Genomic DNA, 21,031 nt, shown 5'->3' with positions numbered 1-21,031 from the left:
ACAGCGATGGCGCTCTCGGGAGTTCACTTCGCCTGCGGGTTCGGCGGCGGCACTGCCAAGCGCGGTGCAACCCTCGCGCTCGCCGTCAAACCGGTGTGGTCGGAAACCATGGCTTCGCCGGGCACCACGTCCGGCGTCGCGCCGCAGGGCAGCCAGAACGACGGAGATCCCATCATCGGGGTTTCCACTTCGGTGGCCGTCTTCGTCGCTTTCGGACCTGCTCCGAACGCCAGCACCGGCCCCCGCGTCTACATCGACGCTGGTGACACCATGCATTTCAGCGTCGCCCCCGGCGACAAGGCCGCGTGGATCGCGGCGTAACCCGAAAGGACAGGCACTATGCGCGATCTCGCGTCGAACATCGCGTCGTCACGGCGCTCTCCCCGGCCGTTCAGGCCGCCACCATCAACGGCGTCGCCGTCGATACCAAGGGCTTCGGCTCGTGCGCCGTTATCCTGAACACTGGTGCCATCGTCGGTGCCGGTGACTTCGGGGCGAAGCTTCAGGAATCCGATGTCAGCGGCTCCGGCTACACCGACGTTACGGCCGGCGATCAGGTCGGTTCCTTCGCCGCAACGGCTGTCGCCGATGCCTCCACCAAGGTCAGCTACATCGGCTTCAAGCGCTATGTGCGCCTCGTCCTGACGAAGGCGGGCGGCACGTCGATCGCAGCCGGTGCAGTCGCCATCCTCGACCACGCCTCGGCCCGTCCCGTCGCCTGATCTCCCATTGGTCGCCCTCTTCCCTCCGAGGGCGGCCGATACCGGCGCTGTGGGGCGCCGGTCTGGGCGGGGAGCGTGCTTCTGCTCCGTTGTCGCGCTCCCCGCTTTCTCACTCGCGAGGCTCGAATGCTCGAAATCATCGCTGCAGCCACCAGCACGAGACTGACAACCGTCGACGCCGTCCGCGCGGATTGCGGCATCACGCTCGATCAGGCGAGCGACAGCGATGTTGAGCGCTGGATCGATCAGCAGAGCGCCGCCATCGTCGGCTGGCTCGGCCGTCCGCTCGCGCTTGAGACTGTTCGGGAGACGCTGCTCGAACGGTCCAGCACCGACATGCTGGCACTGGCGCGGTTCCCAATCGTCGATATCGCCAGCCTCACCGTCAACGGCACGCCTATCGACGAGGACGGCTATGCGGTCAATCGCGCTGCCGGGCTGCTCTATCGCCGCTCGCCAACGCGCTGCCTGTTCTGGCCGCACGGCGAAACCGTCATCACCTATTCGGCGGGGTATGTGTTGCCGGGCGAAGCCGGTCGCACGCTGCCTCATGATATCGAGCGCGCTACGCTGCTGCTGATCCGATACGGATGGCTGGCCCAGAGCCGGGATCCTTCGATCCGCTCCGAAACCGAGGACGGCGTCGGCGCCACGACCTGGTTCAGCTCGCTCGGCACCAACTCCGACTCCATGCCGCTTGAGGTGCAGGGCCTGCTTTCCCCGTACCGCTCTCCGGCGGTGGGGTGATCATGGCCGAACTCGTCGCACGCCTCGATCGCCAGCTCTCCCGTAAGGGCGAGACCGTCGTCGTGAAACGCCGCATCGGTACCGGTCAGACGACCTTCGCCACCGTGACGGCTCGCGCGCGTATCTCCGGCTATCAAGGCGAGGAGGTCACGCTCGGCATCGAACTCACCGACAGCAAGTTCATCATGTCGCCCACACCATTCGGCGCCTCCTCGAGCTGGCCCAGTGCCGCCAGCGGTCCGCCCTACCCGCGTCGTGGCGACTGGATCGTCAGCCGAGGTGTTGATCGTCATATCGAGCAGGCCTTGCCGATCGTCGTCGGTGGCATCGTCGTGCGCATTGAGGGGCGCGTCCGCTGATGCCGGTGCGTGCTCCCCGTATTTGCTCATGCGGCAAGGTCGTGGCCTCCGGCCAGCGCTGCGCCTGCCAGCACGCCAAGGCGAAGGCGCACGATGCCCAACGCGGCACCGCTGCCCATCGTGGCTATGGCGGTCGCTGGCAGAGGGAGTCCAAAGCCTTCCTCGCCCTACCCGGCAACGAGCGTTGTGCCTGCGGCTGCGGCAGGGTCGCCGACATGGTCGACCACATCCGCGCCCACAAAGGCGATCCCGTCCTGTTCTGGTCGCGCTCGAACTGGCAGCCGTTCGCCCGCGTCTGCAACTCCCGGAAGGCCATCGCCTCCGAGGGCGGCTTTGGCAGGCCGATCAGAGGACACCAGTTTTGAGCGCCGCCCGTCCCTTTTCAGTCAGCCGCCACGCGTCGTTACCGGCATACTCGATAGCGCCGTGGTGGAGCGGTCGCGCCGTTACTCCGTCGTCGAACACGCGTGCAGGCCCGCGACGAAGCTTCTCGAGCAAGAGCCGCTCTTCATCAGTCAATTTGATCATTGGAAATCTTCCGGTTTGCAATCGATCAAAGATGGTGTTCGTGACGGCAAAGCTCAACGGGGGGCGGGTCGAGACTTCGACCTCCGGGGGCCAGACCGCACGGGGAGGCACGCGCAAGGTTCCGCCGAATTCGGTTCGTGGGGAATTCGCGCGATGAGAGGCCGGCGCCCCACCACGTTGAAGGCGATCGAGGGTGGGCTCTCCGGAGCGGCACCTCTGCCGCCCGATGTCCCGAAGAGCTGCCGCGCCGAGTGGGACCGCGTCGTGTCCGACCTGGCTGCACGGAAGCTGCTATCGCCGGCCATGCTGGGCACGGTCGCGGCTTATGTCATCGCCCGCTGGACGGTCGGCGAATGCGTGAAGGCCGTTCAGAAGGATGGCGCCTTCGTCCGCACCAAGGGCGGCGAACCGAAGCCGCATCCCGCTCTCGGCGTCATGTCGAAGACGAATGAAACCGTGGCGCGCCTTGCCGCCGAACTCGGCCTGACGCCGGCAGCACGCTCGCGTCGCGGTCTATCCGGTCCAGTGCAGGGAGGGGAAGCCGATGATGGCGCTCCGTCCGGACTGGATCTTTGACGGCTCCCCCATCGCGGATCCTGCCGGGCGCGGCGAGCGTGCCGTCGAATTCCTGCGTGCCCTGCGGCATCCGAAATCGGAGAGCGGCGAGTTCGACCTGCCGGCATTCTGGGAACGGGTCGTGCGGCGGATCTATGGACCTTCGAATGCCGCCGGCAAGCGCGAGGTGAAGACGGTATTCGCCATGGTGCCGCGTGGCGCCCGCAAGACCACGATCGGCGCCGGGCTGGGCCTGCTCCATACCTTTGGCCACGAACGGGTTCAGGGCGGCCAAATCATCGCGGCGGCCGCTGCCGAGGATCAGGCTGCGCTCGCGGCGGATGAAGCGCGGATGATCGTCCGTGCCACGCCATGGCTCGACAAGGTCGCCAAGGTCACCGAGTCCGAAGACACGATCGAACATCGGAAGTCCGGGACGCTGTTCCGCACCATCCCGGCGCAAGGTGATCTGCAGCACGGTCGGACGCCGGCATTCGTGCTTGCGGACGAGTTGCATGCTTGGCCGTCCCGCAAGCTCTGGACCGCTCTGCGCACCGGATTGGCGAAACAGCCGGGATCACTGCTCGTCATCATCACGACTGCGGGGCGCGGCAAGGAGAACCTCGCCCACGGGATCTATGAGTATGCAGTGAAGGTCGCGGCGCGCCCGGAGATCGATCCCGGCTTCCTGCCTATCCTCTTCCAGTCGCCGGCGGATTGCGATTGGCAGGACGAAGAGCTCTGGCATCTGGTGAACCCCGGCCTCGCCGAGGGCTTCCCGGATCTCGACGGACTTCGCCAGCTCGCACGCGAGGCGCGTGAACGGCCTGCCGATCGGGAGGATTTCAGACAGTATCATCTCAATATCTGGCTGGATCATTCCGCTGCGCCCTTCGTCGACATGTCGGTGTATGACGAGGGCGCCGACCCGGTGGACCTGGCGGAGCTGCGCGGCGAGCCGTGCTGGCTAGCAGTGGACCTGTCGAGCAATTCCGACCTCACCGTCATTGTCGCCTGCTGGCGCGACGGCGAGGATGGGTATGTCGTTCATCCGTGGTTCTTCTGCCCTGCCGACAATCTCCGTGGGCGTGAGAACCGCGACAAGGTTCCTTACCCACGCTGGGCCGCCGAGGGGCTGATCGAACCGACGCCGGGCAACGTTGTCGATTTTCGTCACGTCGAAGCGAAGGTTCGCGAGCTGTGCGACGCGTTCGACGTGCAGGAGATTGCTTTCGATCCGCACCTGGCGCGCGTCACCATGAACAACCTGCTCGAGGACGGCTTCCCGGCCGTCGAGATGAGGCAAGGCTGGGTGACGATGGCGCCGGCCATCAAAGAATTGGAGCGAGCGATTGTCGGCCGGCGCTTCCGCCATGGCGGCCATCCCATCCTGCGCTGGCATTTCGAAAACATCGCCGTCGAGCGCGACAAAGCCGGCAATTGCTCGTTCCACAAAGGCAAGAGCCGCGACCGGATAGACGGTGCAGTGGCTGCTGCCATGGCCGTGGCGCGGGCGGCGGCTGGCGGCGGCGGCTCCGTCTACGAAACCGAAGAGCGGGCCGATGGCCTGCTCGTGATCTAGGAGGGCTGGTGTCATGCAGACTGCCAACGCCGCGCCACGAGCATTTGCCCGAGTGCCGGCCAATCCGATCGACAAGCTGCATCAGATCCGGCTCGCGGCGTGCAAGCCATATCTAACCGCGCCGGCTGCACGACTGTTCATCGCGTTGGTCGCCGGCAGCGATGAAAGCGGCCGCATCAGCCCGACCCATGCCGAGCTGGCCGAGATGGCTGCGCTCGGCGTCCAAGGCCGCTCTGTAAACCTGCTTGTACGCGAGTTGGTGACGCACGGACTGATCGAAGCAGATGGGCACGATAGGACCTATGCCATTCGAATTCTGCTCGATCGAGAAGAGCTCCGGGAAGACATCGACACGGCCAGCCGGCGGCTCCGTGAGGCGCGGCGGGAACGCCCGTGAGCGTTGAGCGGTATCAGGTGCTCGGACGGATCGCGGGCGCCGATCTCGCCCGCGCTCTGGTCGATGTGCTCTCACGGGCTGGTGTCGATGCGAACGAGGTTGCCGCAGCCGGCGAAACTGCGATCGCAAATCGTCTAGCCTCCCTTCGTGCCGAGGGCGCCAGCGAAGAGCAGGTTGAAGCATTTGCGGAAGCTGCCAGTCGACGATACGGCGAAATGCTGGCCGAGGTCATACTTCAGGCCGAATTGGCTATGCTCGCATCAGACGGGCCGAGCAGAGTGACGCATTGAGCCGGGACGCCCTCCAACGAGGTTTGCCCAATTGCACCTTGTCACTGCTCCCATTTCCAGCGGCGCGGGACCTTCGTTTCCATTAGCTTTTGGCCAGGCATAGTGCCGCCTGCCATGCTGAGGCGATGCTTGGCATACCGGTCGACCAGCCGCCGTGTATTCGCGTGCATGAGGTGCGAGTAAACCTCGCTCTCAGCGTGCTGAACGCGCAAAATGTTGCGTCCGTCGATAAATTCCCGCGATACCTCGAACATTGGCGGTAGACCTTTATGCCACGACATTAGCAACATGCGCTTTGGGCTGAGCGGGAACGACACCTCCACGTTTTTATGCAAGAACCCACCGTCGCCCATCGGAAGTCGCGGCCCTATCACGACCCGGCAGACTGGGTTGTCAGACGAGATAATGAATCCACGCTCCGGCTCAACGACCGACCATGCCATGTCGTGGACGAGAGGCATTATCGGCTTTGCATTCCCAAGGATGTCGAGCGTTCGCTCTTTGGGGATGTGTAACTCGAAGGAGCTCGGATCGATCATGACCGATTTGATCGCGGCGCGCTCCTCAGCGGAGTAGGTTCGGCCTTCGTCTTTTTCCATCCTGCGAATGAGCGTGTTGAAGGCGCCGTCGTGCAATGCCGTAGCGTGGTTTTGAAGCTGAAACATGCGGCTTTGCATTTCAGCAGACATGCGGCGAGCCGGCCTCGTCCTGACATACATCGTCGCAATGAAGGCCGCGAAATCCATCCTCTGGGCGCCGACCGGGATCTCGCCGAGTAATAGCTTCCGGTACGGTTCTTCCGCAGCCCCTTCTATCTTTGAGAGCGTCTCCTCAATCCAAGTGTCGTGCGTACCATCCGGGTTCTCGACTGAGTAGAAGTGACGCTCTGTTGCGGTCTCTTCCGGGATCGATGAGCGAGGCTTGGCGCCCTGCTTCGAGAACGTCCATACGTGCCCTTTTGGCTCGGCGCCGACGAAGCGGCTCAGGTGCATCCTCGGCACGATGTGATGCATAACCGGCCGAGGTTTTTTGGGCTGGTTCATATCGCCATGCTTAGCTCTGAGCCCCACGCTTACAATCGTCGCCACCGCCCAGGCGAGCGGTTTTTAGCGCTCAAATGATCCCTTCCGACGCGTTGCAGATGTTGCGCTTCCGCTTATTGTAGAACGCAGCTCTAGCTCCCGGCAGGCCAATTAACAGGCTTAAGTCGAGACTGTTCAACTATTCCGATGCGGTGATTGAAGCTTACGACAAGTTGCGCAGCGGCCACCGTGAACTGCATCTTCAGAGGCATCACGATTTCCTTACCCTGCACATCGAAAGGCTTCATGTTCTTGACGAGGCTGCTTATCCGTTGCTCAGAAAAGTTCGCCTTCAGATTATGAGCGAACTCGTTGCGGATTCTCCGAATCCAATCCAAACGATCCCGCTCTGTATCGCTAATGATGCCGAGCGCGTGAGTCCCCTTAATCCGAGCGGAGAACGTACCGAAGGGTGCATTGAAATCGTCAACCAGAGCCTTTGAATCGGTTCCCGCGACTAGAAAGCGCTTAAGCAGCTCGCCAAGTCGACCTTCGAGGTAGCTGCTGGATATCAGAACAGCTCCTCTATCTAACTCGTTGTTGAGGCCTTCCATATACAAGCCCATGTCGGCCCATACGGGATCGCTGCCCACTGCAGCCATCACGCTTTTTCCGAGTTCTTCCATCGCCTCACCTTAGACCAGTCGCATCATCAAATTCGATTATCACGGCCGCCGGATGCCCGTATACCACCCGGAATCCGCGGCTCTAGCCATTGAATTCGGGCGTCCGTCTCACCAATAGCCGCGCCGTCGGCGCGCCTCGTCCCGCCTCGCGCCGCGCCCTCTGATCCATCGTCCGCCGCTGCGGTCCCGAGGATCGAATTCCTCGCCTCGGATCGTTTCGCGGAAAGCATCCGCCTGTGCCTTTTCGCTGAAACACAGGACCTCATAGCTGTGCTCGCCGTCGCCAACATGGTGCCGGAGCCAGCAGAGCGAGCTGAACGGGCCGCATTGATTGATGTGCCCGACGTTTTGCCCCGGAATGCAACGGACGGCGACTTGATACGGATATTCGCGATCGGCCTTGCCAGCCGTTAGCTCGCCCTTTCGCCTCATGACTTTTATCCTCGCCTATGAGAACAAAATCACAATCAAGAGCTGCGCAGGTCAAGTGGCCTAAGGGAGCGTCCCAAGGCAAATTCCGTTATCACTTACCGCTGATAGCGATCGGGGGACGAAATGGAGCTAGCTTTTGGCGACCTGCTGGATGTCGCCGGCCTGGATCGAGGCTCGGTGAGGCTGCTCCGGCATCAGGAAAACAAGCATACCGCACATCGCTCGATCTACGCCGTGTGGCGGGACAACCGCCAAGCGTTCGAAGCCTATCAGGCGACGCAGGCGATCTCTGATGAGCCGAAGTTGCGAGCCCCACTATGGGCTTCCTTCGTCGCTCTCCCAGGCCGACAAACGCTCTTCATAGGGATGTATTCGGCGGGGTTGGACGGGCTGCTGCGGGAAGACCGAACCCACCCCATCACTGGGGCGACGGAAGAGGCCGAAACCTGCAACTTCTATTCATTGGCGCCCCGGCCTGAACTCGCAGGTTATGCGGGGAGGCTGTTGATCGATTGGGGGGCTGGTTTCAGGTCGTGGATTCAACGCGCGGATTCTGCGCCGAAGCGGATCGTCGAGCTTCGCCCAACATTCAGCGAGCCACCATTTCCGGGTTTCCAGAACTTAGTGATTAATCTGTCTGAGATTGGCGCGCTTCCTTCAGGGTGGGTCACTGCATTGGCGAGCACGCGCGGCATCTACCTGCTGACCTGCCCGCAAACACGCGAGCAGTACGTAGGGCAAGCATCCGGTGCGACGGGCTTTATGGGCCGCTGGCGGGAGTATTTCAGCTCGGGGCACGGCGGCAATATAGGGCTGAAAAGCAGAGATCCGAGCGACTATCAAGTTTCGATCCTTGAGACGCTCGGCAGCTCTGCGACTCTGGATGATCTGTTCCGGAGCGAGCAGCTATGGAAAAGGAAGCTGCAGAGCCAAGAGATGGGGCTGAATCGAAATTGATGTTGGCGCTCACATCGCCGTGAGGGAGCGGCTCGGTCACGGCCAGTCAGTCGAACTTCAGGCGCCCTTTAAGGCTGGCCAGATCTTCTTTTACCCTCTTTGCCGCTGCTTCGTCAGCCGCGCGCTGTCTGGTCTGCTCATTGAGGTGGTCACGGTATACCGCATTTGTCTGAGCGACGACTGTTTGAAGCTCCGCAAGCAGTCCGTCTTCAAGCTCAGCCGGGGAACATACAGTGACTATCGTTTCACCTTTTACACTGGCGCTTCGCTTCATCGCGTAGAGGTGTTGCTTCCACAGATGATCAAACCCCCTCGCCCAGTCCAACTGTGGTCGCACGGATAATCTAAGTACCATCCGAAGGAGCGCGCCCTGCCCAGAAGCACCTGATGCTCCATCGTCGAGCCCCACAATCTTGATGTCTTCGAAATCAGCCGACATGGAATCCCCCCGTGCTTAATGGGTATCCTGCACGCCGGATCAGGCCGATCAAGGCAGCAAATCCAACATCGTGATGGATTTCGGCCCGCCGATTCTACGCCTCAACCATCGCCCCGTATGGGTTCGCCATCACTCAAGTTCAGTGAGGGCGCGATGGTTCGAGATGGGTTCCTCTGGCTTCTGAAGGCGATCACGGAGGCTGTCGTCCAGATAGTCGTCGCGCGTCTCATGGAAATGGCTGGCTATTGGCTGGGCTGGTTAGCCTAAGCCAGCTCTTCTCGGCATGGGCGGTGGCGGCTTTGAAGCGCGGTGCAAAGGCCGACTGAACTATGATCGCGTGCAGGCCAGCCGCACGATCGCCGTTATCGGCCACGGCGGCCAATGCGATCGAGCTCTCGGATGACCAAATCAGCAAGAGGAGTGTGGCCTTCTTCTCTCAACAAGCCGGCCAACCGCGCTAGATATCTAGCGCGCTCTTGAGGTTCGAGTAGCGTTGTCATCGTTCGAATGAGCGTTTCTGCATCTGACAAATCAATGGATGCGAGCTGATCAATGACCGAGCTGACGTCGTGGAGCGGCATTCGCATCGCCACAACTTTTTCTCGCGGCGATCTCCGAAGGCGCCGTTCTGCCTGTGTGATGTGATGGATATGCTCAAGTTCCGGAGGCTTCATCTCCAGCTGAAGCTCAGAGCCATCAGCGCCTTTCTGGTGAAGATATAGGCCCCTGCCGGAGTCAGCGGCGATCTGAGCGATTTTTTCAACGCTTCTGTGCGGCAGATGAGCGGCAATTGGCTGAGGAAGAGGGACACTCTGTTTTTTCTTCCGAACCAATTCGTCGCGGATTGCCTTCCCAAAATCGAAGATTGCTTTGCCGTCCTTGGCCAGCACAGCGGCATCTTTCACATAGGGAGCGGCGGCAGTCAGTCCGTCCATGACCGTGACCCATAAGGATCCCGTTTGGAGGCTCGTCACCAGCAGTTGCCGACCCGGATTCGCTGCGCGGTAGTCATTCGACAAGGAGGACAATAAGCTCGCGATGTCGGCTGCGGAAAACGGGCGTTGCCCATCTAGGACTATCAGAAGCTCACCTGGGCTCAGGTCCCGGTTGAAAGGTTCGGCAGCCATCGTCCCCATGTCCCCAGCCAGTTACGACTGGTCTGTGGTGCCTCGGCAATCTTGCAAAGTCTAGCTCGGCATCCCTGATTCCTGACCAAAATTACCCTATCGGTTCCTAGAATGCGCTACAGCGGGTCCGATTGATCGCCGCATGGGTGCCTCTGATGGCGTTCGCGCCATTTTCCGAGTTGGAGCGGCGCGGTCCGGAACGCCGCCTTTAACTTGCTCAGGGTCTGCGGCAGCGTAATGCTGGCAGCCCTACCGGAACTCGACGTTTCGGCATCCCGGCGGCATTGGGATTGCTGGCGCGATGGGCGGAAGCAGAGTGTCGATCTCGGCAATTCGCGGCTGGGGGTATGTGAGCGCCCGCAACTCGGCCTTAGCGGGATCAAATACAAGCCGTTCACGCCGCAGCTCACCAACATATCGCCCGTCGCGGAATACCTCGTTGGCACGAAAGCTTGTGCCGGGCTTCAAACCATGGGTGCCAAAGTACGCGCCCGTTCCGGCTCTGTAGAGATGAAATCCGCCAGCGCGATAAGCGACGTACTTCCCGCTGCAATCGCAGATCTGACAGCTCTCATCTTCTTCATAGTCATCGCTCATGGTGCATCTCCCGCGCGGTCAGTAGTTCGACAATCTGCGCACTTCTGCCGGGCTTCGCCATGAATTTCGCGATCTCATCGCGGCCTTCGTCGTCCAGCCACGCTGCCACAGCTTCCGGCGGCCAGAATGGCACCTTGGCTTCCTTCCACGGGCATTTTGCGACTGGATGCCCGCGCCGCTCGCAATATGTCGTCATCGCCTTTTCGATCCGGCGCCATAGCCAGCCCCTGCCGCGAAACTTTTCAGGCAGCCCGGCCAGGTCGGTCACGTCTTTCGCGTCGAGAAAGCCCAGTTCGCGGGCGACAACCCCACTGACGATACCGTCCCGCTCAGTCCAGTAGCTTTCGAAGAACGCGCGCTCGAATGGGTTGCTCAGGAAGCTGAAATCGAGATGCGTCATCGCCGCGCCGTGCTCAGCGGACATTGCCGGCCTCCTGCGCTTCAGCGGCACGACGCCAGAGGTGGAGCTGACAGTAGCCAACCGCCGATTCCATCGCGCCGGGGACGGCGAGCAACTCATGATCGGCGATCGATCGGATCACCCGCTCCACGAGCACGTCCAGGTCGGTGTCAGCCTCGAAAAAGTCGAGCAGGTCCAGTGCGAGCGCTTTCTCAGCCAAGTTGATGCCGAAGATCGCCGGGAAATCGTCCGGGTCGTCGGGATCAGTGTACCAGTCAGCCGGGGGATTCTTCATCAGGCCGAGCACCGCATCGGCCTCGCGGCGGGCGGCATAGGAATACTCTTCGTGGCGTCTCATGAGAGATCTCCATAGCGGCGCACCTCAATTCCGAGGGCGCCATTTTCAACGAATTGTGGGGGGAACCGGGCGGAAGCGCCCGGTTTCTCTAGGTCCATTTTGGTACCGCAGAGACGATACCAATGCGGTACCATCAGCCGGCTTTCGCAGCTCGAAAATCGCCCGAAACGGCTGGGGTCTCTGGTACCGGGGTGGTCTCACTCTCTATATTCTGCCCAGGGTGGGCCTCTTGAACCTCGTCTTCAACACGCATGGCCTTGAGCGCGGCCTTCGCCTCGGCGACCGACTTGAACCTCTTCCACTGGTTCGTGGGCGGGCTCTCACCAATGATTGGCAGCCAAGTCAGCGCCCATAGAGCTGGCGCGCCCTTGTCACGCCCGTTGGCAGGCCGGCCGCGACCCGTGCAGCGGATCAGGCCAAGGGCCTCACCCTGAGCGAATGCTATCCTGATGCCGCCTTGCCTGACGCCCTCCCGCCGGCAATCTCGCCACGTCACCGGCAACCTGCCGTTGCTCGTTCCCGCGTGCCGGACGTGCTCGCGAACGACCAGCATCACGACGCGGCGAGCAGCGTCGGGGCAAGCCACCCACGCGGCGGATTCGAGCAGATCAAGGCCTAACCACGCCCAACCGACATCCGTCGGCGGCGAGTTCGGCCCGCGCCGTGACTTCCTAGGCCGGGCGCTAGAACGGCTGCGCCCGGTCGCGTCATGTTCTCTCACGCCGTGCCTCCTCGAAGGAGGACTACTTTCCACAGCTCGCCGCGGATCCCGCCCTCGATCGCGGCCAGCTCTGCCTTGATCACGTCCTCGGTGATGCCGCGGCGGCGGAGAGTGCCGCGCTGCTGGTCGAGCAGGCGGACGAGATGGCCCTCCGCCTGCTTCGGCCTGAACGATGCCATTCTGCGGGCATGGCGTCTCAGAAACGCCTTGTCATGCGCGCGGCTGAATACGAGAACGTTGCTCATGTCGCCCCCTCCGGATCGTGAAGGGCGGGCACGGCGGCGTCGACAAGCCCTTCCGCAACCCCGGCGGCGCGGAGCTTCATCAGCAATTTGAGCCGACCGAGATAGTCCTCGGCGAGCTCATAGGCCGAGGCTACTTCAAGCTGGTCTGCGCGAGCGCGCTGCCAGATCGACTCAGCGACGCACTCGGGGCTGAAGCCACCGATCGCGTCGCTGAGCTCTTGCTCGCCCCATGCTTGACCCAACGCTTCAACGCAGCGCCGAATATCAGCGCGGCGCCGGCCCTCGGCGGCCGTGATTTCTCGCGCTTTGCGAACACTTGGCCTGACGCGCCCGCTCATGACCGGGTCCTCCGGTCAAGAAGCCGCGAGGCCAGCAAACGGAGCGCGCTGCGCCGGCGTTCGATGGCGGTGCGGCAATAGAGCAGCGGCGGGTTGTCGGTCGCGGCCTCGGCGGCTACGACATTCGGGACGGTCTGGTGCTTCGGATTGTCGGCCTGAGATCCACTGCCGGTTGCCCCCGGCGGTGGATTTTTCGTTTCGGGGCACTTCATGATGCACTCCCCGAGCGGCGGCGACGGCGCGGCGCAGGAAGAGCGGGCTCGGCGGGCGCAGGGGCAGCTTCGGCCTTCGGCTTGCGCGGGCGCCCGGCGGGGTTCGGCGACCGGATCGGAACAGCGATGCCGGCGTCACGCTCTGCGATACGGGCCTCGAGCCACCGGTCGACCTCCGCCTCGACCCACGCCACGGCGTGCTCGCCGAGCCGGATCGGCGCGGGGAACCGACCCTCCTTCACCATCGATAAAAGCGCCGATCTTCCATACGGAACCTTCTCCAGGACGCGCCCCAGTCGAATTGCTACGAAATTCACGATCACTCTCCTTGAATTCAGGCGAACCGATTTGGTTGCCATCAGACGATGGTCGAACATGAGTGAAGCACGATGACTTTAAAACACGCCTCACACGGAGCCTTAAACCGCCAAAACTCAGCAATCATCGGGATTTCAGCGCGATCTAAATTGCAATTTGCAATTTTACACTTGAGATAGACTGACTGGTACTGCTGGCCTAAGTCGGCCTCGTTGGTGCAGGCACCAACGAAAAAGGGCGCCGGAGCGCCCTCGAAAAGTGGTCAGAACGGCGCACCATCGCCGGGTACGATATCCACAGATTTTATTTCGCCCGGATCGCGACGACCTTTGCCCCCTGCCCCGCCTTCGGCTCGGACGATAGAAACGCGCCCCAAGCGGCCATCAACCGGCGGCGCTTTTCAAGAAGATCGCCTCGCCTGTAAGCCGCTTCGGCTTTGTTCTCGATCGTATGCGCAAGAGCAGCCTCGCTGACTTCGTTCGCGAAGCTCGTCCGCTCGCTCGCCCAATCTTTGAATGTCGACCGGAAACCGTGCGTCGTAACCTTCTGATCTGGCATCATGCCGCGCAGCAACATTAACAACGACATGTTTGATAGGCCAGATCCAGCCTTCGCGCCGATGAATACGAAGGGGTTTCCCTTTTCGCGCGGCAGCCCTTCGAGGAGCTTGAGCATGTCGGCGGTCAATGGAATCGCGTGATCGCGATGCGCCTTCATCCGCGAACCGGGAATACGCCACACTTTTCCAGCGAAATCGAACTCATCCCAAACCGCGCCGAGGGCCTCGCCGCTCCGGCTGGCTGTGAGGATGACGAATTCCAAGCACCGCGCCGAACTCGACGTGAGTGCGCGCAACCGCTTCACGACGGCGGGCGCGTCATCGATCGCGACCGCAGCATGATGCTCAATTTTCTGGATTTTCTTCGGAGACGCCAGCAGCTTGTCGAGATGCCCTTTCCACCTCGCCGGGTTCTCAGAAGTCCTATATCCGCGTACCTTCGCCCAATCTAAGACTTGCTCGATACGACCGCGCAACCTAGTCGCTGTTTCTGTCTTCTTCGACCAGATCGGTTCGAGGATCCTCAACACCAAGCCGGTATCTATGTCTTTGACATCGAGCTTGCCGATCACCGGATCGGCGTAAGTTGCTAGTGAATTCTTCCATTGCTGGCGGTGCTTTTCGTTCCGCCAACTGGCTTCATGTGCACTGATGTAACGGGTCGAGCATTCGCTGAACGACACGCTCTTGGTTGCGTCAGCTAGCACCGTCGCAAGTTTGGCTCGGCGCTCGCTCAGAGGGTCTAACCCCGCGCGGAGTTGACGACGGCATTCCTGCGCTAGGAGCCGCGCTTCTGCCAGCGACACGTCTGGGTATGGTCCTAAACCAACTCGGTGCTCTTTGCCGCCGCGAGAGTATCGGAAGATCCAGCTTTTCGTCGACCAGCGGGATATCTGAAGCCCCAAGCCTTGCCCGTCGCTGTGCAAACCCACCCGACTGAGTTTCGCGACTTTCAATGCACTAAGCTTTTCCAGCGCCACAGCGAACCTCGCAAAGTGGAATCGAAGTGAGACAGCATACGTCTCTACATACGTTCGTAAGCTGGATTTGAGCGGACTTCAATGGATGCGGCTGGACGACTCGAATAGCCTAAGCGCTTCCGGGAGCGTCATTTTCTGGACGTGGTTGGATGTCGTTGGGTTCGACGGAGAGGGACTCCGTCTCCGCCACTCCTACCTCCTTGGTTGACTAAGGCGCCGCCGAGCAGATTGCGCGGTGTCAGGCCTGTGTCCGGGCTATCCCTGACATCGAGGGGCCCTTTCCGGCTCAAGATCGCGGTCCGACATGCCTCGGACGGGTTTCGGAAGAACGGCCGGCTATCCATGCCTTCCCTGTGGTGAGCGCCAGGACGCATCACGTTTTCACGGAGGCCGAAACAAGGCCCAACGCTACGAACCATGAGACCTCAGCCGCTTCCAGGCGCGCCCTTCCGCGATTCGGCGTCGATCAGGTACTCGATATGCCGGCGCCCGGAAGCTCCCGGGCGGATCGAGACCGCGACGCCGAAGATGCGCTGGATCGCCTCTGCCGTCAGCACCTCTTCCGGCGCGCCGGCCGCCTGCAGGCGCCCGTCATGCAGCAAGGCGATCTCGTCGCAGAACATGGCGGCGAGGTTCAGATCGTGCAGCGCCATGATGCAGGTGATGCCGAGGCGGCGGACCAGGCTGAGGATCGAGAGCTGGTGCTGGATGTCGAGATGATTGGTCGGCTCGTCCAGGATCAGCTCGCTCGGCTCCTGCGCCAGCGCACGGGCGATATGGACGCGCTGACGCTCTCCGCCTGAGAGCGTGTGCCAGAATTGATCGTGCCGCTCGGTGAGCCCGACCCGCGCCAGCGCCTCGTTGACGGCGGCCTCGTCGGCATCGTTCCAGGAGGCGAGCGCAGCACGATGCGGCGTGCGGCCGAGGCGAACGACATCGCAGACGGAGAGCTGGATCTCGGTCGTCGCCTGCTGCTCGACGAAGGCGAGGCGGCGGGCGAGATCGCGACGCGGTACGGCGGCGATGTCGTTGCCATCGAGCGTGACGACGCCGCTCGCGACATTGCGCAGGCGGCAGAGCAACCGGAGCAGGCTCGATTTGCCCGAGCCGTTCGGGCCGATCAGGCCGAGTACGCGACCGGGCGCCGCTTCCAGCGTCACGCCATCGACGATCATCCGGCCGCCGACACCCCAGCGGACCTCGCGGGTCGCGAGCGTCATGCCGGCCTCCTCATTGCGGTCTCCTGGCTCTGTAGAGGATCAGCGCGAAGACGGGGGCACCGAACAGGGCCGTCACCACGCCGATGGGCAGGATCTGCTGGGGGATCAGGACGCGGGAGAGGATATCCGCGAGGATCATGAAGATCGCGCCGATGACGAGGCAAGCCGGCAGCAGGCGGGCATGGCCCGAGCCGACGAGGAAGCGCGCGGCATGGGGAATGATCAGCCCGACGAAGCCGACCGTGCCGACGATCGAGACCATCACCGCCGTCATCACGGCCGTCGTGGCGAAGAGCACGACCTTCACCCGCGTCACCGCGACGCCGAGCGAGGCCGCGGCATCGACGCCGAAGGCGAAGGCGTCGAGCACCTTGGCGTGCAGCATGCAGATGCCGAAGCCGATGAAGGCGACCGGTGCCGCCATCCAGATGTCAGGCCAGCGCACGCCGCCGAAATTGCCGAGCAGCCAGAACATGACGCCCCGCGCCTGCTCGGCGCTGGCGAGCGTCGTCACGATCGTCGCCGTCGCGGCATTGAAGAGCTGGGAGGTGGCGACGCCAGCGAGGATGACGCGGTCGCTCGCGCCCCCTGCCCCCGCTGCCAAGAGCGCGACGACGACGAGCGCGGCGCAGGAGCCGATGAAGGCGCCGGCCGAGAGCGAGAGCACGGCACCGCCGATGCTGATTCCGAGAATGAGCACCGCCACGGCGCCGGTCGAGGCACCCGCCGAGATGCCGAGGATATAGGGCTCGGCCAGCGGATTGCGCAGCAGCGCCTGCAGGATCGCGCCCGACAGGGCGAGCGCGCCGCCGCATAAGCCTGCCATCAGCGCGCGGCTCAGGCGATAATCGAAGATCACGCCTTGCTGGATCGCGCTGACAGGGAAGTCGAGATCGAACAGCCCGTTGCCGAGCGCCTTCAGGGCCGTGTCGAGCGGGATGCGCATCTCGCCGATCGTCACCGCCAGCGCGACCGAGAAGGTCAGCGCCAGCAGCGAGGCCAGCGCGATGCCGATCCGCGCCGGCCAGTTCGGCCCATGGGCGGCGTGGCTCAACGCGAGATCCCGAAGCCGGCGATCGCCTTGGCGAGCGTCTCGATGCCGTCGACCGTGTCGAGCCCGGCGCGGGTCGCGCCGACATCCATGATGACGATGCGGCCATTCTTCACGGCGTCGAGCTTGCTGGCGACCGGGTCGGTCTTCAGGAACTCCAGCTTCTTCTCGATATCGTCGGCCGGGAAGCGGCGGCGATCCATCTTCACGGTGACGATCACGGCCGGATTGGCGGCGGCGATGCTTTCCCAGCCCACCAGCGGCCATTCCTCGTTGGTCGCGATGATGTTGCGGGCGCCGAGCTTCGACAGGATATAGGCGGGCACGCCGTTCTTGCCGGCCATGAAACCGTCGCCCTTGATGTCCTTGCTGGAGAACCAGACGACGACCGGCACGTCCTGCGCCTTCAGCTTGGCGACCTGCCCGACCGCCTTGTCCTCGCGCGCCTTGAGCTCTGCGATAAGCTTGTCGGCCCGGTCGGCGACATCGAAGATTTCGCCGAACTCGCGGATGTTGCGATAGACCAGCTCCATCGTGAACATCTGCGTGCGCACGCCGTCGCCGGCGCCGGAATTATCCTTGCCGACGCAATCGGTCGGCGAAACGTAACTCGGCACCTTCACCTTGGCGAACTGGTCGCGCTTGCCGACGATGCCGTTGGGCCCGACATGCCATTCGAACATCGCGGTGACGAGATCGGGCTCCTGCGCCAGCACGGCCTCGAAGCTCGGATCGTTGTCGGCGAGGCGCTTCACCTTGGCATTGACCGCCTCATAGGGCTTGGCCACCGGCGAAAACCAGACCGCCGTGCCGACGACGCGGTCGCCGAGGCCGAGCGCATAGAGAATTTCGGTCTGCGTCTGGCCGATCGCGACAACGCGCTTGGGCGCGGCGTTGAAGGTGATCGTTTCGCGGCAATTCTCCAGCGTCAGCGGATATTTGGTCGGCGCCGCGCTGGCCGTGCCTGCGGCGAGAGCTCCGAACAGCGCGGCGGCCGAGAGGCGGAACAGGTGATTCAACGGGCGCGCAGCCGGCATCGAGGCTATCCGAAATGTAACAATGTTGCATTTCTGATAGAGTGCGCGGCAGGCAGCCGTCAAGCCGCGCTGAGCGGCCTGAGTGGTGGTCTTCGTGAACATGAGTTTCATCGCTCCCCGAGATGACGGCCGGGGCAGCTTTGGGCATGTGGGGCGGGAGGCTGGCCGCAAGGGTCGCCATCGACACACAGGCTTCGGAACACCCCGTCCGAAAGACGTCTTCAACGACCGGGGCAGGTCTCCTGGCTCGCGGGTCGATGCCTGTTCCGCCCGGCCTTCCCGGCGCGTCTGGCGCCAGTGGACGATGGGTGGAGAGCTCGCCGCTTACAGTTGCGGGGGCAGCCTCGGCATTTGCGCGTGGCGCGCAGCACCGAATTCCCTCTTAGCTCCGGGAGCAACCCGGAGAACCTCGATCGGCGCCCACCCTATAAGGGTGCGGCGCTGCGTCAAGCGGACATCGTGTCAGAGGCTCGGCGTGCTGTAGAGCCGCTTGCCGCCCACGGATATCTCGACCTCCTGAAGGTAGCCGCGCAATGCGGTCGTCGCGACCTCGATGCCGAGGCCGGGCGCATCGGGGGCGGCGACCTGCCCGTTCGCGTCGCGCTCCAGATGGTTGGCGGAGATCGCGGTCGCGAGCGGCTTCGGCATCGCCGGATATTCGCAGATCTCGTGATCGGCCAGGCCGGCATAGGGCTGGAGCGAGGCCGAGAGCGCCAGATGCGAGGTGAAGGTGTGGTTGACGAAGGTCACGCCCTTGGCGACCGCATAATCCGCCACCGCCTTGGACGGGCCGATGCCGCCGATCCGGCCGCAATCGATCTGGACATAGCCGATGCCGCCATAATCGATGAGCTGTCGGGCCATCGACTCGTTATGGGCGCCCTCCCCGCCGGCCAAACGGACCTTGGGGCTGCGCTTCGCGAGGGCGCCATAGGCTTCGAGCGCGCTGGCGTGGAAGGGCTCCTCGAACCAGAGCGCGTTGGCCTTCTCCATCGCCGGCAAGCGGGCGGCGGCGCGCGCGACATCCTCGATGAAGATCTGTCCGGTATCGACCAGCAGGATGCCGTCCTGCCCCAACCCCTCGCGGGCTGCGACGAAATGCTCGGCATCGGCCTCGACGCTGCCGCGCCCGATCGGCCCCCAGCCAAACTTGGCGGCGCGGAAGCTGCGCTTCCGCGCATCGCGGGCGCGTTCGAGGGTCTCCTGCGCCGTGTCGCCGAAGAGGACCGAGGCATAGGGCGTCTTGGGGTGGCTTTTCGCGTATCCGAGCAGGCGCCAGACCGGCTCGGAGCGCATCTTGCCGAGGATGTCCCAGAGCGCCATCTCGACGCCGGAGAAGGTATGCGGCGCCTGCAGCAGGTCCATCGAGTTATAGGCGACGGCCGCCGCGATGCGGGCGATGTCCTCCGGGCTCTCCAGATTCTGGCCGAGCACGGAATCGGCCACCGGCCGGCAGACGCCATGCGACATCGGGCAGATGAAGGCGGCGATGGAGGGCAATGGCGCCGCCTCGCATTCGCCCCAGCCGACATGGCCGCCGGCGGCGACCCTGACCAGAAGCGCATCCTGGCTGCCATCGGCCTCGTCAGTGACGACGGGCATGGCGAGATAGAAGAAATCGACGGCCTCGATCCTGGGCACGGGTCCTCTCCTCACAGTTCGTAGATCGTGGCGCGGGGCGCGAAGGTGACGCCCTCGTCGAGCGGGTAGATCGGCCGGGCGCAGATGGTGTGGCCGAGGCTCTTCAGGTTGGCGGATGTCGCGCCGGGCGCGTCGATGTTGAAATTCCGCGCGCACCACTGGTCGAACATGCGGAATTCGGTGTGGGGCGACTTCACCACGATCAGGTCGAAATCGGTCGGGTCGATACCGTTGGCGTAGTACATCGCGCGGTCGAACAGGCTGACCGACCGGCTCATCACGACGACGGTGACATTGTCCCAGGTCAGCACGGCGGTCGGCCCGGCACTGAGCGGTGCCTTCATCGTCTCCAGCGCGGCTTCGCCATCGGAGAGCAGCTTGACCTTGGCTTTCACCGGCATCGGTGGGAAGCGCGCGGGATCGATCGAGCCGCCGAGCGCGACCTCGATCGTGGCGCCGACGCCGGCCTTGTGGGCGGCTGCCGCTGCCGGCGCATCGACGATCTGGGCCAGCACGCGCTTGCCATAGCCGGCCTCGCGCAAAGCGGCGAGGATGGCGTTGCTGTCGCCCGAGGCGCCGGAGGAGGTCGCGTCGGCGGCATCGGTGAAGATCACCGGGCCGTCGATGCTGCGGGCCTGGGCGATGGCGCGGTCAAGCGGGACGAGCTTGCCTTGCATGCGGAAGCGCAAGGGCCAGAACTCCTCGGCGAGCCGGACCGCCTCGCGCTCGGCCGTCTCCCTGTCGCCATCGGTGAGGATCAGCACCTGCGAGCAGAGCTCGGGCACGTCGGTGAAGGGGTTGCCGATCATGATGCCGGCCGCGAGCGCCCGCCCCTCCTCCTCCAGCCGGCGGCATTCGGCGAGAAGCTCGCCATAGCAGCCGGTCTTGGTGATGAGCTCGTCGCCGCGCACCAGGGCCGGGATGACGACGCGGGCGGCGACGGGCCGGATACCGCCGGCCATCAGCTTCAGCAGCAGTTCGGCGGCGCGGCGGCCGGTATCGGCGAAATCGACATGGGGGTAAGTCCAGTAGATCGCGAAGCCGTCCACGTTGCGCAGCATCCGGTCGGTCAGGATGCCGTGCAGGTCGAGCGAGATGACGATCGGCATGTCCGGGCCGACGCGCTGGCGCAGCTTCTCCAGCAGGTAGCCTTCGGGGTCGAGTTCGCCATCGGCACCCATCGCGCCATGGAGCGAGACATAGATGCCGTCGATGCGGTCGAGCTTCGCGAAGATGGCAGTGAGGATTTCCTCGGAGAGCTTCTCCCAGCCTGTGGCCGAGAGCGGGCCGGCGCTGCCGGAGCGCGCGCAGATCGTCGGCACGATCTCGATATCAGGCCTCGCCTCGAAGACCGCGAGCGCGCCGCCGAGTTCCTGGTTCTGGCCGCGCTGGACGTAGAGGCCGTCGCCATGGTGGATCAGGAAGTTCTCGTAATGCGACGGCAGCGGGTTGAAGGAGGAGATCTCCTGCTTGCAGTCGGCGATCAGGATGCGCTTCATCGGGCGGCTCCG

28 protein-coding genes and 1 riboswitch are annotated in these 21,031 nt (G+C 63.4%); of the genes, 10 read left to right on the top strand and 18 right to left on the bottom strand.

The window, feature by feature from the left end; translation table 11 throughout:
- Positions 1-6 precede the first annotated feature (6 nt).
- The 5 genes from ACFJGT_RS06945 to ACFJGT_RS06925 all read left to right on the top strand — a co-directional run bounded on the left by ACFJGT_RS06945 (position 7) and on the right by ACFJGT_RS06925 (position 2,193).
- Entirely contained in the window at positions 7-321 is a 315-nt protein-coding gene (locus ACFJGT_RS06945; protein ID WP_377847226.1) for a hypothetical protein, read from the top strand.
- Positions 306-722 (top strand): hypothetical protein, encoded by a 417-nt coding sequence (locus ACFJGT_RS06940; RefSeq protein ID WP_377847224.1) that lies wholly within the window; start codon positions 306-308, stop codon positions 720-722. Before ACFJGT_RS06945 ends, ACFJGT_RS06940 begins: the two co-directional genes overlap by 16 nt.
- Positions 723-848: 126 nt before the next feature.
- On the top strand, positions 849-1,469 hold the full coding sequence (locus ACFJGT_RS06935) for a hypothetical protein (RefSeq protein WP_377847222.1): 621 nt from the start codon (positions 849-851) through the stop codon (positions 1,467-1,469).
- Between the two features lie 2 nt (positions 1,470-1,471).
- Positions 1,472-1,828 (top strand): hypothetical protein, encoded by a 357-nt coding sequence (locus tag ACFJGT_RS06930; RefSeq protein ID WP_377847220.1) that lies wholly within the window; start codon positions 1,472-1,474, stop codon positions 1,826-1,828.
- 41 nt (positions 1,829-1,869) lie between these two features.
- A complete protein-coding gene (locus ACFJGT_RS06925; RefSeq protein ID WP_377847218.1) occupies positions 1,870-2,193 on the top strand; it encodes an HNH endonuclease in 324 nt (107 codons plus the stop codon).
- On the opposite strand, the gene ACFJGT_RS06920 is transcribed toward ACFJGT_RS06925, so the two are convergent.
- Positions 2,174-2,356, bottom strand: a complete 183-nt coding sequence (locus ACFJGT_RS06920) for a hypothetical protein (protein WP_377847216.1) — start codon at positions 2,354-2,356, stop codon at positions 2,174-2,176. The genes ACFJGT_RS06925 and ACFJGT_RS06920 overlap by 20 nt on opposite strands.
- A gap of 153 nt (positions 2,357-2,509) precedes the next feature.
- On the opposite strand from ACFJGT_RS06920, the gene ACFJGT_RS06915 reads away from it, so the two are divergent.
- From ACFJGT_RS06915 to ACFJGT_RS06900, 4 genes are read left to right on the top strand one after another with little or no spacing between them, the layout of a single operon-like run.
- Positions 2,510-2,932 carry a phage terminase small subunit P27 family gene (locus ACFJGT_RS06915; RefSeq protein WP_377847214.1) on the top strand — a complete coding sequence of 141 codons (423 nt, stop codon included), beginning with the start codon at positions 2,510-2,512 and terminating at the stop codon, positions 2,930-2,932.
- Positions 2,901-4,493 carry a terminase large subunit gene (locus ACFJGT_RS06910; protein ID WP_377847212.1) on the top strand — a complete coding sequence of 531 codons (1,593 nt, stop codon included), beginning with the start codon at positions 2,901-2,903 and terminating at the stop codon, positions 4,491-4,493. Before ACFJGT_RS06915 ends, ACFJGT_RS06910 begins: the two co-directional genes overlap by 32 nt.
- Positions 4,494-4,506: 13 nt before the next feature.
- Entirely contained in the window at positions 4,507-4,890 is a 384-nt protein-coding gene (locus ACFJGT_RS06905; RefSeq protein ID WP_377847210.1) for a hypothetical protein, read from the top strand.
- Positions 4,887-5,180 carry a hypothetical protein gene (locus ACFJGT_RS06900; protein ID WP_377847208.1) on the top strand — a complete coding sequence of 98 codons (294 nt, stop codon included), beginning with the start codon at positions 4,887-4,889 and terminating at the stop codon, positions 5,178-5,180. Before ACFJGT_RS06905 ends, ACFJGT_RS06900 begins: the two co-directional genes overlap by 4 nt.
- A gap of 41 nt (positions 5,181-5,221) precedes the next feature.
- On the opposite strand, the gene ACFJGT_RS06895 is transcribed toward ACFJGT_RS06900, so the two are convergent.
- From ACFJGT_RS06895 to ACFJGT_RS06885, 3 genes are all read right to left on the bottom strand, one after another.
- Positions 5,222-6,223, bottom strand: a complete 1,002-nt coding sequence (locus ACFJGT_RS06895) for a DUF4238 domain-containing protein (RefSeq protein ID WP_377847206.1) — start codon at positions 6,221-6,223, stop codon at positions 5,222-5,224.
- 131 nt (positions 6,224-6,354) lie between these two features.
- Positions 6,355-6,888, bottom strand: coding sequence for a hypothetical protein (locus ACFJGT_RS06890; protein ID WP_377847204.1), 534 nt, complete (start codon positions 6,886-6,888; stop codon positions 6,355-6,357).
- A 108-nt stretch (positions 6,889-6,996) separates the two neighbouring features.
- Positions 6,997-7,320, bottom strand: a complete 324-nt coding sequence (locus ACFJGT_RS06885) for a hypothetical protein (protein WP_377847202.1) — start codon at positions 7,318-7,320, stop codon at positions 6,997-6,999.
- Positions 7,321-7,443: 123 nt separating this feature from the next.
- Between ACFJGT_RS06885 and ACFJGT_RS06880 the strand changes: the two genes are divergently transcribed.
- A complete protein-coding gene (locus ACFJGT_RS06880) occupies positions 7,444-8,277 on the top strand; it encodes a GIY-YIG nuclease family protein (RefSeq protein ID WP_377847199.1) in 834 nt (277 codons plus the stop codon).
- Positions 8,278-8,323: 46 nt separating this feature from the next.
- On the opposite strand, the gene ACFJGT_RS06875 is transcribed toward ACFJGT_RS06880, so the two are convergent.
- The 14 genes from ACFJGT_RS06875 to ACFJGT_RS06810 all read right to left on the bottom strand — a co-directional run bounded on the left by ACFJGT_RS06875 (position 8,324) and on the right by ACFJGT_RS06810 (position 21,019).
- A complete protein-coding gene (locus ACFJGT_RS06875; protein ID WP_377847197.1) occupies positions 8,324-8,716 on the bottom strand; it encodes a hypothetical protein in 393 nt (130 codons plus the stop codon).
- Positions 8,717-9,078: 362 nt separating this feature from the next.
- Positions 9,079-9,843 (bottom strand): hypothetical protein, encoded by a 765-nt coding sequence (locus ACFJGT_RS06870; protein WP_377847195.1) that lies wholly within the window; start codon positions 9,841-9,843, stop codon positions 9,079-9,081.
- A gap of 249 nt (positions 9,844-10,092) precedes the next feature.
- Positions 10,093-10,440 carry a hypothetical protein gene (locus tag ACFJGT_RS06865; protein WP_377847193.1) on the bottom strand — a complete coding sequence of 116 codons (348 nt, stop codon included), beginning with the start codon at positions 10,438-10,440 and terminating at the stop codon, positions 10,093-10,095.
- Positions 10,430-10,864, bottom strand: a complete 435-nt coding sequence (locus tag ACFJGT_RS06860) for a hypothetical protein (RefSeq protein ID WP_377847191.1) — start codon at positions 10,862-10,864, stop codon at positions 10,430-10,432. The genes ACFJGT_RS06865 and ACFJGT_RS06860 overlap by 11 nt, the downstream gene beginning before the upstream one ends.
- The gene (locus tag ACFJGT_RS06855; protein WP_377847189.1) at positions 10,854-11,198 is read right to left on the bottom strand and encodes a hypothetical protein; all 345 of its coding nucleotides are present in this window, start codon (positions 11,196-11,198) and stop codon (positions 10,854-10,856) included. The genes ACFJGT_RS06860 and ACFJGT_RS06855 overlap by 11 nt, the downstream gene beginning before the upstream one ends.
- A gap of 717 nt (positions 11,199-11,915) precedes the next feature.
- A complete protein-coding gene (locus ACFJGT_RS06850) occupies positions 11,916-12,164 on the bottom strand; it encodes a DUF6074 family protein (RefSeq protein WP_377847186.1) in 249 nt (82 codons plus the stop codon).
- Positions 12,161-12,502: a hypothetical protein gene (locus tag ACFJGT_RS06845; protein ID WP_377847184.1), complete on the bottom strand. Its 342-nt coding sequence runs from the start codon at positions 12,500-12,502 to the stop codon at positions 12,161-12,163. The genes ACFJGT_RS06850 and ACFJGT_RS06845 overlap by 4 nt, the downstream gene beginning before the upstream one ends.
- 208 nt (positions 12,503-12,710) lie before the next feature.
- Complete coding sequence (locus ACFJGT_RS06840) at positions 12,711-13,091, bottom strand: helix-turn-helix transcriptional regulator (RefSeq protein ID WP_377847182.1); 381 nt, start codon at positions 13,089-13,091, stop codon at positions 12,711-12,713.
- 244 nt (positions 13,092-13,335) lie between these two features.
- Positions 13,336-14,571 carry a tyrosine-type recombinase/integrase gene (locus ACFJGT_RS06835; protein WP_377847180.1) on the bottom strand — a complete coding sequence of 412 codons (1,236 nt, stop codon included), beginning with the start codon at positions 14,569-14,571 and terminating at the stop codon, positions 13,336-13,338.
- A gap of 425 nt (positions 14,572-14,996) precedes the next feature.
- On the bottom strand, positions 14,997-15,791 hold the full coding sequence (locus ACFJGT_RS06830) for an ABC transporter ATP-binding protein (RefSeq protein ID WP_377847178.1): 795 nt from the start codon (positions 15,789-15,791) through the stop codon (positions 14,997-14,999).
- 10 nt (positions 15,792-15,801) lie between these two features.
- On the bottom strand, positions 15,802-16,845 hold the full coding sequence (locus ACFJGT_RS06825) for a FecCD family ABC transporter permease (RefSeq protein WP_377847176.1): 1,044 nt from the start codon (positions 16,843-16,845) through the stop codon (positions 15,802-15,804).
- A complete protein-coding gene (locus ACFJGT_RS06820) occupies positions 16,842-17,879 on the bottom strand; it encodes an ABC transporter substrate-binding protein (RefSeq protein WP_377847174.1) in 1,038 nt (345 codons plus the stop codon). The genes ACFJGT_RS06825 and ACFJGT_RS06820 overlap by 4 nt, the downstream gene beginning before the upstream one ends.
- Before the next feature lie 214 nt (positions 17,880-18,093).
- Positions 18,094-18,306: riboswitch (cobalamin riboswitch) on the bottom strand.
- A 35-nt stretch (positions 18,307-18,341) separates the two neighbouring features.
- On the bottom strand, positions 18,342-19,520 hold the full coding sequence (locus ACFJGT_RS06815) for a mandelate racemase/muconate lactonizing enzyme family protein (RefSeq protein WP_377847171.1): 1,179 nt from the start codon (positions 19,518-19,520) through the stop codon (positions 18,342-18,344).
- Positions 19,521-19,531: 11 nt separating this feature from the next.
- Complete coding sequence (locus ACFJGT_RS06810; protein ID WP_377847169.1) at positions 19,532-21,019, bottom strand: M81 family metallopeptidase; 1,488 nt, start codon at positions 21,017-21,019, stop codon at positions 19,532-19,534.
- Between the last annotated feature and the right edge of the window lie 12 nt (positions 21,020-21,031).

This window comes from Allobosea sp. UC22_33, assembly GCF_042700715.1.
In the GTDB taxonomy this organism is placed as follows: domain Bacteria; phylum Pseudomonadota; class Alphaproteobacteria; order Rhizobiales; family Beijerinckiaceae; genus Allobosea.
This window is presented reverse-complemented; position numbering and strand designations above follow the sequence as displayed.